The sequence below is a fragment of the Citrobacter sp. Cpo030 genome, assembly GCF_030333005.1.
Classification (GTDB): Bacteria; Pseudomonadota; Gammaproteobacteria; order Enterobacterales; family Enterobacteriaceae; genus Citrobacter; species Citrobacter portucalensis.
The window spans coordinates 100,680-112,526 of the sequence record NZ_JAOWGT010000050.1; the positions used below are offsets into that span (position 1 = coordinate 100,680).

General features: G+C 54.5%; 11 protein-coding genes. 6 read left to right on the plus strand and 5 right to left on the minus strand.

The genetic code is table 11. The features are described 5' to 3' along the window. Positions 1-110 precede the first annotated feature (110 nt). From sdaA to pabB, 3 genes are all read right to left on the minus strand, one after another. Positions 111-1,475, minus strand: a complete 1,365-nt coding sequence (gene sdaA, locus OGY37_RS08345) for an L-serine ammonia-lyase (RefSeq protein ID WP_149281071.1) — start codon at positions 1,473-1,475, stop codon at positions 111-113. 183 nt (positions 1,476-1,658) lie between these two features. Continuing rightward, positions 1,659-2,237 (minus strand): CoA pyrophosphatase, encoded by a 579-nt coding sequence (locus OGY37_RS08350; protein WP_003020991.1) that lies wholly within the window; start codon positions 2,235-2,237, stop codon positions 1,659-1,661. Between the two features lie 3 nt (positions 2,238-2,240). Further along, positions 2,241-3,602: an aminodeoxychorismate synthase component 1 gene (pabB, locus tag OGY37_RS08355; RefSeq protein WP_286620546.1), complete on the minus strand. Its 1,362-nt coding sequence runs from the start codon at positions 3,600-3,602 to the stop codon at positions 2,241-2,243. Between the two features lie 83 nt (positions 3,603-3,685). On the opposite strand from pabB, the gene OGY37_RS08360 reads away from it, so the two are divergent. Then, positions 3,686-3,865, plus strand: coding sequence for a YoaH family protein (locus tag OGY37_RS08360; protein WP_003020986.1), 180 nt, complete (start codon positions 3,686-3,688; stop codon positions 3,863-3,865). 6 nt (positions 3,866-3,871) lie between these two features. On the opposite strand, the gene OGY37_RS08365 is transcribed toward OGY37_RS08360, so the two are convergent. Then, the gene (locus tag OGY37_RS08365) at positions 3,872-4,216 is read right to left on the minus strand and encodes a RidA family protein (RefSeq protein WP_003020984.1); all 345 of its coding nucleotides are present in this window, start codon (positions 4,214-4,216) and stop codon (positions 3,872-3,874) included. A gap of 141 nt (positions 4,217-4,357) precedes the next feature. Between OGY37_RS08365 and yoaA the strand changes: the two genes are divergently transcribed. The 5 genes from yoaA to rnd all read left to right on the plus strand — a co-directional run bounded on the left by yoaA (position 4,358) and on the right by rnd (position 10,791). Continuing rightward, positions 4,358-6,268: a DNA repair helicase YoaA gene (yoaA, locus tag OGY37_RS08370; RefSeq protein ID WP_003020980.1), complete on the plus strand. Its 1,911-nt coding sequence runs from the start codon at positions 4,358-4,360 to the stop codon at positions 6,266-6,268. A 58-nt stretch (positions 6,269-6,326) separates the two neighbouring features. Then, the gene (tsaB, locus tag OGY37_RS08375) at positions 6,327-7,022 is read left to right on the plus strand and encodes a tRNA (adenosine(37)-N6)-threonylcarbamoyltransferase complex dimerization subunit type 1 TsaB (RefSeq protein ID WP_003833757.1); all 696 of its coding nucleotides are present in this window, start codon (positions 6,327-6,329) and stop codon (positions 7,020-7,022) included. Positions 7,023-7,116: 94 nt separating this feature from the next. After that, positions 7,117-7,701 carry a Slp family lipoprotein gene (locus OGY37_RS08380; RefSeq protein ID WP_003833754.1) on the plus strand — a complete coding sequence of 195 codons (585 nt, stop codon included), beginning with the start codon at positions 7,117-7,119 and terminating at the stop codon, positions 7,699-7,701. 204 nt (positions 7,702-7,905) lie between these two features. Beyond that, entirely contained in the window at positions 7,906-9,591 is a 1,686-nt protein-coding gene (fadD, locus tag OGY37_RS08385; protein ID WP_126317858.1) for a long-chain-fatty-acid--CoA ligase FadD, read from the plus strand. 84 nt (positions 9,592-9,675) lie between these two features. After that, positions 9,676-10,791, plus strand: a complete 1,116-nt coding sequence (rnd, locus tag OGY37_RS08390; protein ID WP_003833751.1) for a ribonuclease D — start codon at positions 9,676-9,678, stop codon at positions 10,789-10,791. Between the two features lie 49 nt (positions 10,792-10,840). Here rnd and OGY37_RS08395 read toward each other — a convergent pair whose 3' ends face one another. After that, entirely contained in the window at positions 10,841-11,806 is a 966-nt protein-coding gene (locus tag OGY37_RS08395; protein ID WP_126317859.1) for a PDR/VanB family oxidoreductase, read from the minus strand. Positions 11,807-11,847 lie beyond the last annotated feature (41 nt).

Below are 11,847 nucleotides of genomic sequence, written 5' to 3' on the forward strand. Positions count from 1 at the left end.
TTGGTCACAGAAGCCAACAGCAACAGAGCAAGTGTAGTGGGGAAAATTACAGTAGACGAGGGAGAGGGGGCAAATTCGCCCATCCGTCGCAGATGGGCGAAAATTAAGTATTAGTCACATTGAACTTTGATTGCCAGGCCACCGCGTGACGTTTCGCGGTATTTGGCGTTCATGTCTTTACCTGTTTCGTACATGGTCTCAATGACTTTATCCAGCGAGACGCGCGGCGCGCTGGTACGGCGCATTGCCATACGCGCAGCGTTGATCGCCTTCACTGAAGCAATGGCGTTACGCTCAATGCACGGAACCTGTACCTGACCGGCAACCGGATCGCAGGTTAAGCCGAGGTTATGTTCCATGCCGATTTCGGCAGCAACACACACCTGCTCAGGGCTCGCGCCCAACAGTTCAGCCAGACCCGCGGCAGCCATGGAGCAGGCTACGCCCACTTCACCCTGACAACCTACTTCTGCACCAGAGATTGAGGCGTTCATTTTGTACAACGCGCCAATTGCACCGGCCGCCAGGAAATAGCGGGTATAGATATCCGGGCTGACGGACTCGATGAAATGATCGTAATAGGCCAGTACCGCAGGCACGATGCCGCAGGCACCGTTGGTTGGCGCTGTCACTACGCGACCGCCTGCGGCGTTTTCTTCGTTAACGGCCAGCGCGAACATGTTAACCCAGTCGATCACGTTCATCGGATCGTTGGACAGCTTATCGCTGGAAACCAGCATACGACGCAGAGCTGAAGCACGACGAGGAACGCGCAGCGGACCCGGCAACACACCTTCGGTGTTCATGCCACGATCGATACAGGCCTGCATGGTTTGCCAGACGTGGCCAAAGTACTCTTCAATCTCTTTTTTGCTGTGCAGAGCAAGTTCGTTCTGCATCGCCATGCCAGAGAGAGACAGGCCGGTGCTGCTGCAGTACTCCAGCATTTCAGTCGCGGATTTGAACGGATAAGGCACGCTGACCTCGCCCGCGGCATCCTGACCAAAATGTTCTTCATCAACGATGAATCCACCGCCGATTGAGTAGTAGGTTTTGCTATAAATGACGGTTTCGCCATTGTACGCATGGATCTGCATTCCGTTTTCATGCAGCGGCAGGTTGCCGTTGTGAAAACGCATCCCGTCATTCTGCGGGAAATCCACTTCGTGCTGACCCTGCGCAAGCAGCAGGCGTCCACGCGTTTCTACGTCGCGGATAAATCCGGGGATGCTATCAATATCCACGGTAGCAGGCTCATTGCCTGCCAGACCCATAATAATGGCGATATCGGTGTGGTGACCTTTACCCGTGAGCGACAGTGAACCATACACGTCGACGGCGACACGAGTAACGCTGTCCAGTAATCCTTTTTCGACCAGGTCATCGACGAACTGTTTACCCGCCTTCATAGGCCCTACGGTATGGGAAGATGAGGGACCAATCCCCACCTTAAACATGTCGAATAGACTAATCACGATAATACTCCTACAGGGCGACTGGGCTTTCCAGTAACGATGTTATAACTGCGCATAGTGTAAGAGGGAACGCGGCGATCGGCTTAACTATTCACATGAATTAAACTAATAGATAACCGCGGTTTTACTAATGTTGTGACCTGAGTTTCAAGTTGTCTATGGCGCGCGTAAAGATAAGTATAGTCAGGGCTTGACGCCAATTTGCAGCGCCAGCTCACGAATTATTCCGGCAGTCATTCCCCAGACGAAATATTGCTCATACCAGGAAAGCCATACGCGATGTGAATCGCCACGACGGTAAATATCCAACGGGTGGTAACGACCTAAATGCAGGGCCTGGGCCAGCGGCATTTCGAACACTGCTGAAACTTCATCTTCACTGGCGCGATACGGCAGATTAGGCGGGATAATGCCTACCACTGGGGTGACCTGGAAACCGGTCACGCTGTCGACCGGCGGCAGAACGCCGATCACTTCTACGCATGAAGGTGGGATCGCCACCTCCTCCTGTGCCTCGCGAAGGGCGGCGGCAATTAACGAGGCATCACTGCTATCCACCGCCCCACCGGGGAAGGCGACCTGTCCGGCGTGCTTGCGTAGGTGAACGGAACGCTGGGTTAACAACAACCCCGGCTGTGGACGACGCACGACGGGGATCAGTACGGCGGCCTGGCGCTGGTTTAACGCGGCATGATTGACCTGCGGGCGCAGGAGTTGAAAGCGCGATAAGAAATCATCAAGCGTCAGGCTGCTGTATTCCACGTCTCAGTTCTCCAGTTGGTGCAAAATACGATTCACTTTATCAAATGTTTCCTGATATTCAGCGTCTTCCTGACTGTCCGCCACTATGCCGCCGCCAGCGGAACAATAAATTTGCCCGTTTGTGGCTGTCAGCGTGCGAATGGTGATGCTGGTATCCATATTGCCGCAAAAACTCAGATAACCGATGCTGCCACACCAGGCATTACGTCTTTGTGGCTCCAGTTCGTCAATAATTTCCATCGCCCGCACTTTCGGCGCACCGGTAATAGAGCCGCCGGGGAAGGCTGCGCGTAGCAGATCGGTGGCGTGTAATGACTCTGGCAGACGTGCGGTAATGGTGCTGACCAAATGATGAACGGCAGGGAACGGTTCTACGACAAACAGCTCCGGAACCTGTACCGAACCCGGTACGGCAACGCGGCCAATATCATTACGCATCAAATCGACGATCATCAGGTTCTCCGCACGATCCTTCGGCGAATTCGCCAGCCGCCGGGCCTGCTCACGATCGGCATCGGCATCTTCAAGCCTGGGCAACGTACCTTTAATAGGACGCGTCTGGATATGCTGATTCTCCAGCAGAATAAAACGTTCCGGCGAAAGACTGAGGATAACGCCTTCCTCAAGACGAATAAACGCGCTGAACGGGGCGCGGTTAGCGTGATTGAGTTTGACGAATGCCTGCCACTCATCCCCCTCGTAATGCGCTTGAAAACGCTGCGCGAGGTTGACCTGGTAACAATCGCCGCTGTGCAGATAGCCCTGCACCTGGCGGAATTTTTCGCCGTACCGGGCGCGGCTCATATTGGACTGCCACGCTGAGGTCAATGTAAACGGCTCAGGCGTTGGCGGTTGTTGCGCGTCGAGCCATTTCAGGCGAGCCTCGACATCGGTATGGCTGAGCAGGGATACAGTCTGCAACTGGTGATCGACAATCAGCGCCCAGTCGTAAATGCCAACGGCCATATCCGGTAGCGTAATATCGCGCTCAGCAATAGTCGGCAGAGATTCAAAGCGTCGGCCAAGGTCGTAGCCAAACAGACCTAACGCGCCGCCCTGAAACGGCAGATCCGGGTGATACTCGGGGTGAATCTTGTGTGCAGCTAGCACGGAATGTAATACCGTCATTGGATCATCAAGCGAGCGCGTGATTGCGTGCCCGTTCTGCACTACGGTCTCTTCAGCACGTGTAACCAACGTGGTGACGGGGTCAGCCACCAGAATATCAAAGCGGTTATGCGGATGGTCGGCTTGACCTGAATGCAACAGCATCGCCCAAGGCAGATGGCTTAATGTCGAAAAATAGCGTTCAGCGGCGTCCTGACGCCAGGGTAATGTGATTACTGCGGGAGATAACGTCTTCATCAGTCCTGACTCGTTGCTACTCTACTGGCTAACTGCCCGGTAGCATGAAATAATTAGCGCAGACAATTTAGCAGGAGTTAACAATGTTTGCAGGTTTACCTTCACTCAGTCATGAGCAGCAGCAAAAAGCGGTAGAGCGTATTCAGGAGCTGATGTCACAGGGGATGAGCAGCGGACAAGCCATTGCTCTGGTTGCTGAAGAGTTACGCGCCAGTCATACCGGTGAGCGGATCGTGGCGCGTTTTGAAGATGAAGACGAATAACGCCGCTTAAACTGCAGCGATTATCTTAATCTCAACTTTGTATTTCGGGTTCATCAATCCGGCCTGAACGGTACAACGTACCGGCGCGTGGCCAGCAACGACCCACGCGTCCCAGGCTTTGTTCATGGCGGCAAAATCGTTTTTGTCTGCCAAAAACAGGGTGGCATCAAGAATACGTGACTTGTTGCTGCCTTGTTTTTCCAGCACCGCATCAATTTGCGCCAGCGTATTTGCCGTCTGCTCAAAGGCGTCTGCATCCAGATTTTCCGGCACGCCGGTGTAATACAGCGTGTTGTTGTGGATTACCACGTCGGACCAACGCGCTTCGGCATCAATGCGCACAATCGTCATAAATCATTCCTCGTTTACGTTTTTTCATAATAGCTTTGGGTTGCGCCAAGACTGCCATAATGTTGTGCCCACGTCACCTCTTCAACTGGCGAAAGACCCGCTGGCCTGACATAATCCCTGTTCAAATGAACAGGGGGCAGTGTGACGGACGATTTTGCAGCAGACGGTCAGTTGGCTAAAGCGATACCGGGTTTTAAACCGCGAGAACCACAGCGGCAGATGGCCATCGCCGTCAGTCATGCCATCGAAAAATCACAACCGCTGGTGGTAGAAGCCGGAACCGGAACGGGTAAAACCTACGCTTATCTTGCTCCAGCGCTGCGTGCCGGAAAGAAGGTCATTGTCTCCACGGGCTCGAAGGCGTTGCAGGATCAGCTATACAGCCGCGACCTCCCGACCGTCGCTAAAGCACTGAAGTTCACCGGTAAACTGGCGCTGCTGAAAGGGCGTTCAAACTATCTGTGCCTCGAACGTCTCGAACAGCAGGCGCTGGCGGGTGGCGACTTGCCGGTACAAACGTTAAGCGACGTCATTCTGCTGCGCTCCTGGTCAAATCAAACCCTTGATGGGGACATCAGCACCTGCGTCAGCGTGGCGGAAGACTCGCAGGCCTGGCCGCTGGTGACCAGCACTAATGACAACTGTCTGGGCAGCGACTGCCCGCTGTATAAAGAGTGTTTTGTCGTTAAAGCGCGTAAAAAAGCGATGGATGCGGATGTTGTCGTGGTTAACCATCATCTGTTTCTCGCCGATATGGTGGTAAAAGAGAGCGGGTTTGGCGAACTGATCCCGGAAGCTGATGTGATGATCTTCGATGAAGCGCATCAGTTACCGGATATCGCCAGCCAGTACTTTGGTCAATCACTCTCCAGTCGCCAGCTGTTAGACCTGGCGAAAGACATCACCATTGCCTATCGCACCGAGCTGAAAGACACTCAGCAGCTGCAAAAGTGCGCCGATCGCCTTGCACAAAGCGCTCAGGACTTCCGCTTGCAGCTTGGTGAGCCGGGTTATCGCGGAAACCTGCGGGAACTGCTGGCCGACCAGCGCGTACAGCGCGCGTTTTTGCTGCTCGATGACACGTTGGAGCTGTGTTATGACGTGGCGAAGCTGTCTCTTGGGCGTTCGGCGTTGCTGGATGCCGCGTTTGAGCGCGCCACGCTTTATCGTGCGCGTCTGAAGCGCCTGAAAGAGATCAACCAGCCAGGCTTCAGCTACTGGTATGAATGCACCTCCCGCCATTTCACCCTCGCGCTGACGCCGCTTACGGTGGCGGATAAATTCAAAGAAGTGATGGAACAAAAGCCGGGCTGCTGGATTTTTACTTCCGCGACGCTGTCGGTAAACGATGACCTTCATCATTTCACTGCACGACTGGGTATTGAAGATGCCGAGTCGATGCTGCTGCCAAGCCCTTTTGATTACACGCGCCAGGCGCTGCTGTGCGTACCGCGTAATCTCCCGCAAACCAACCAGCCGGGGGCTGCACGCCAGTTAGCATCCATGCTGCGACCTATTATCGAAGCGAACAACGGTCGCTGTTTTATGCTGTGCACTTCGCACGCGATGATGCGCGATCTGGCGGAACAATTCCGCGCTACTATGACGCTTCCCGTACTGCTGCAGGGCGAAACCAGCAAAGGACAACTGCTACAGCAGTTTGTCAGCGCAGGTAATGCGCTACTGGTTGCCACCAGCAGCTTCTGGGAAGGCGTGGACGTGCGCGGCGATACCCTGTCGCTGGTGATAATCGATAAACTGCCGTTTACCTCGCCGGACGACCCGCTGTTAAAAGCCCGAATGGAGGATTGTCGACTGCGCGGCGGCGATCCGTTTGAAGACGTCCAGTTGCCGGATGCGGTAATCACCCTGAAGCAGGGTGTAGGGCGTCTGATACGTGATGCTGACGATCGCGGCGTGCTGGTGATTTGCGACAATCGTCTGGTTATGCGGCCATACGGCGCCACCTTCCTGGCGAGTCTTCCACCTGCTCCACGGACGCGTGACATTGCTCGCGCGGTTCGCTTTCTTGCCATACCAACGACTGAGTAATTTGTTACGGAGTGTGGTAAGATGCGCGCCAAATTTATTGATCTGATCACAAACACCCATGCGAATTCTGGCTATCGATACCGCCACAGAGGCGTGCTCTGTTGCCCTGTGGAATGACGGTACTATCAAGGCTCACTTTGAGCTTTGCCCACGAGAACACACCCAACGAATTTTACCGATGGTTCAGGAAATCCTGGCCGCTGGCGATCTCACGTTAACCGATATCGACGCCCTGGCGTTTGGTCGCGGTCCCGGCAGTTTCACCGGCGTGCGTATCGGTATTGGCATTGCTCAGGGGCTGGCGTTAGGCGCAAACTTACCGATGATCGGCGTCTCCACCCTGGCGACCATGGCGCAGGGCGCCTGGCGTAAGTCGGGCGCGACTCGCGTACTGGCGGCGATTGACGCGCGAATGGGCGAAGTCTACTGGGCCGAATATCAGCGTGATGACAACGGTAACTGGCACGGTGAAGAAACCGAAGCGGTGTTAACCCCCGAGCAGGTACATGAGCGTTTATTGCAGCTTTCTGGCGACTGGGTGACGGTCGGGACGGGGTGGCCGGCATGGCCTGAGCTTGGTAAAGACAGCGGTCTGACGTTCAGCGATGGTGACGTGCTGCTTCCAGCGGCTGAAGACATGCTGCCCGTCGCCACGCAAATGCTGGCTGCGGGTGAGACCGTAGCGGTCGAACACGCTGAACCGGTTTATTTACGTAACACCGTGGCGTGGAAGAAACTTCCCGGTAAAGAATGAATCTTAGTAGTAGAACCCCGGCTAAGACGTACAGTCGTCAGTGAACAGCATTGTGAACAGGCCGGGGCAGAAGCTAAGAAAAGGGAGTCACAATATGGCGGTGCAAAAGCAGTTAATAAAGGGTGTGTTGGCGGGGGCCTTAGCGTTAATGCTTAGCGGCTGCGTCACCATTCCGGATGCGATTAAAGGTTCGAGCCCGACGCCGCAGCAGGATCTGGTGCGGGTGATGAATGCGCCGCAGCTGTATGTCGGACAGGAGGCGCGTTTCGGCGGCAAAGTGGTGGATATTCAGAACCAGCAGGGAAAATCCCGTCTGGAAATTGCCACCGTTCCGCTCGATAGTGGTGCGCGTCCAGTGCTGGGTGAAGCCTCTCGCGGGCGGATATATGCTGATGTAAATGGCTTCCTCGACCCGGTGGATTTTCGCGGACAACTGGTCACCGTCGTCGGTCCGATTAGCGGTACGGTGGACGGAAAAATCGGTAATACGCCGTATAAATTCATGCTGATGCAGGTAACCGGTTATAAACGCTGGCATATTACTCAGCAGATTGTCATGCCGCCTCAGCCTATCGACCCCTGGTTCTACGGTGCGCGTGGCTGGCCTTACGGTGGCTACGGCGGATGGGGCTGGTACAATCCCGGCCCGGCACAGGTTCAGACCATAGTAACAGAGTAACTCTTTGTTTTATTGGTAAAAGAAACAGCGGCTCGTCCGCTGTTTCTGCATTAACGTGGATATAAGAAAAATAAATAGTGACGTGCTTCGCAACCTTGTCGTTGTGTAATAAACAAACTGGTACGCTGAGTTAATATTATGTTAACAGTTTGTTTATTGCCTGGGGTTGTGATGACGACGAATACGCATTTTAGAGGTGATGTATTGAAAAAGGTTTGGCTTAACCGTTATCCCGCTGGTGTTCCTGCGGAGATCAATCCTGACCGTTATCAATCCCTGGTGGAACTCTTTGAACACTCAGTAAGACGGTATGCCGATCAGCCCGCGTTTGTAAACATGGGGGAGGTGATGACCTTCCGCAAGCTTGAAGAGCGGAGCCGGGCATTTGCGGCCTATTTACAACAAGGCCTGGGGCTGAAAAAGGGCGATCGCGTCGCGCTGATGATGCCGAACCTGCTGCAATATCCGGTCGCACTGTTTGGGATTTTACGTGCCGGCATGATCGTCGTGAACGTTAACCCGCTTTACACGCCTCGCGAGCTGGAACATCAGCTCAACGATAGCGGCGCGTCGGCGATTGTCATCGTATCTAACTTTGCTCATACGCTGGAAAAGGTGGTCGACAAAACGTCTGTGCAACACGTGATCCTGACGCGTATGGGCGATCAGCTGTCGACCGCCAAAGGAACGCTGGTTAACTTTGTCGTCAAGTATATCAAACGGCTGGTGCCGAAATATAACCTGCCGGATGCCATCTCGTTTCGCAGTGCGCTGCAAAACGGTTACCGCATGCAGTATGTGAAACCCGAAGTGGTGTCGGAAGATCTGGCGTTCCTGCAATATACCGGCGGGACAACCGGCGTGGCGAAAGGCGCGATGCTCACGCACCGCAACATGCTGGCTAACCTTGAGCAGGTTCATGCTACCTACGGTCCGTTGCTGCATCCGGGTAAAGAATTGGTGGTGACGGCGTTACCGCTGTATCACATTTTTGCGCTAACGATGAACTGTCTGCTGTTTATTGAGCTAGGCGGTCAAAACCTGCTGATTACTAACCCGCGTGATATTCCGGGGTTGGTAAAAGAGCTGGCGAAGTATCCGTTTACCGCGATGACCGGCGTCAATACGCTGTTTAACGCGCTGCTGAATAACAAAGAGTTCCAGCAACTGGACTTCTCGTCACTGCATCTCTCGGCAGGTGGCGGAATGCCGGTTCAACAAGCGGTAGCTGAACGCTGGGTGAAGCTGACGGGGCAGTATCTGCTGGAAGGCTATGGCCTGACGGAGTGCGCCCCGCTGGTGAGTGTTAACCCTCACGATATTGACTACCACAGCGGAAGTATCGGTTTACCGGTTCCCTCCACTGAGGTCAAGCTGGTGGACGACAACGACAACGAAGTGCCACCGGGAGAACCGGGTGAGCTGTGTGTGAAAGGTCCACAGGTGATGCTGGGCTACTGGCAGCGACCAGACGCCACTGACGAAATCATCAAAGACGGCTGGTTGCACACTGGCGATATTGCGGTGATGGATGACGAAGGCTTTCTGCGTATTGTCGATCGTAAGAAAGATATGATCCTGGTGTCCGGCTTTAACGTCTACCCTAATGAAATTGAAGACGTGGTTATGCAACACCCTGGCGTGCAGGAAGTGGCTGCGGTTGGGGTTCCGTCCGGCAGCAGCGGTGAAGCGGTGAAAATTTTCGTGGTGAAGAAAGATGCCTCGTTAACCGATGAAGCGCTGGTCACTTTCTGTCGTCGTCACCTGACAGGCTATAAAGTACCGAAGCTGGTGGAGTTTCGCGATGAGTTGCCGAAATCTAACGTTGGTAAAATTTTGCGACGAGAATTACGTGACGAAGCGCGTGCCAAAGTGGACAATAAAGGCTGAGCGTTAAGTCAGCCAGTAGAAAACGCCGGGTAATCCGGCGTTTTTTTTGGCGCAAACCTAAGAGAGCACGATTTGAATTATCAAATGATCACCACGGACGACGCGTTGGCCACGCTGTGCGAAGCCGTCCGTGAATTTCCGGCGATAGCCCTGGATACAGAATTTGTTCGCACGCGTACCTATTATCCGCAGTTGGGGCTGATCCAGCTGTTTGATGGCAAACACGTTGCTCTGATTGATCCGCAGGGGATCACCGACTGGTCGCCGCTGCGCGATATTCTGCGTGATACTGCCATCACCAAATTCCTGCATGCGGGTAGCGAAGATCTGGAAGTGTTTCTCAACGCTTTTGGCGAACTGCCGCAGCCGTTGATTGATACACAAATTCTGGCTGCTTTTTGCGGTCGTCCGCTGTCGTGGGGGTTTGCCGCGATGGTGGAAGAGTTTACGGGGGTGGCGCTGGACAAAAGCGAATCCCGCACCGACTGGTTGGCCAGACCGCTGACCGAGCGTCAGTGTGAGTACGCGGCGGCTGATGTCTGGTATCTATTACCGATCACCACAAAACTGATGGTCGAAACTGAAGCCAGCGGCTGGCTGCCAGCCGCACTGGACGAGTGCCGCTTAATGCAGCAGCGTCGCCAGGAGGTTCTGGCGCCTGAAGACGCATGGCGCGATATCACTAACGCCTGGCAGCTGCGTACCCGTCAGTTGGCCTGCTTGCAACTGCTTGCCGACTGGCGACTGCGTAAAGCACGTGAGCGCGATCTGGCAGTGAACTTTGTGGTGCGTGAAGAACACCTGTGGTCGGTCGCTCGTTATATGCCAGGGAGTCTGGGTGAACTGGACAGCCTAGGCCTTTCCGGTAGTGAAATTCGCTTCCATGGCAAAACGCTGATTTCTCTGGTAGAAAAAGCGCAGGCTTTACCGGAAGAATCACTGCCACAGCCGCTGCTGAATTTGATGGATATGCCAGGATACCGCAAAGCGTTCAAAGCCATCAAGGCGCTGGTTGCCGAGGTGAGTACTGAGCATAATCTTAGCGTCGAACTGCTGGCTTCACGCCGTCAAATCAACCAGCTACTCAACTGGCACTGGAAATTAAAGCCGCAGCAGACCCTGCCGGAGTTGGTTTCCGGTTGGCGTGGCGAACTGATGTCCGATCGTCTCAACGCGCTGCTGCAGGAATATCCGCAGTAAGTCACCAGGCTCGCCGGGTTGCGCCATTGCTAACCCGGCCTGCGCAACGCTACAAATCAAGCACCAGGCGCTTACCTTTGGCGCGAGAGCAGCAAATGAGCATGCTCTGCTGGCTGGCTTTTTCGTCGTCGCTGAAATACTGATCGCGGTGATCCGCTTCCCCTTCAAGAATCGTTGTTTCGCAGGTGCCGCACACGCCTTCCCGGCACAGGCACTCAACGCGCGCGGCTTTGTTATTTTCGATAACCTGCAAAATGGTCATCTCTTCCGGGACCACAAACTCGCGTCCTGAACGCGCCAGCACCAGGGTAAAGGCATCGCCGCTTTTATCTTCCAGCGCAAATTGTTCGAAATGTAGCGTATTGCTGTCCAGTCTATGGAGGGAAGCCGCTTCTCTGACGGCATCGTTGAGCACTGCTGGCCCGCAGGTGTAAATATGTGTGCCGGGTTCGACATCGGCCAGCAGGCGAGATAAATCAAGGCGGGTTCCTGCGCTTGACAGATGCAGATGAATACGATCGACGCTGGGGTGCTGCAGGAGTTCGTCATAAAACGCGCAGTTGTCCTGACTGGGAGAGCAATAATGCAGTTGCCATTCTGCCTGAGAGTGTTCCAGCTCCGGGAGCTGCGATAAAAACGGTGTGATGCCGATACCTCCGGCAATCAACAGATGTTGTTGTGCCTGAGGGGCGAGGGCGAACAGATTGTTTGGTGTGGAGATCGTGAGCGTGTCGCCGGGTTTCACGTTTTGATGCAGATATCGTGAGCCGCCTTTGGACGCCTCTTCCAGTCGTACGGCGATTTGCCAGGCGCTGGTATCGAAGGGTGAACTCATCAGCGAGTACGCATTGCTGTATAGATTCTCGCCATCGCGCATCTGCACGATGATATGGCTGCCACCCTGAAACGCAGGCAACGGCTGGCCTGAGGTCGCCATTAGGGTGAAGCGTTTTACCTGCGCGGTAATCGTCTCAATCCGGCTGACCCGGACTTCTTGCATTTGATAATCAGACATTGCGGCACTCCCTAAAAAATCTGTCCGGCGCGGCTTAACGA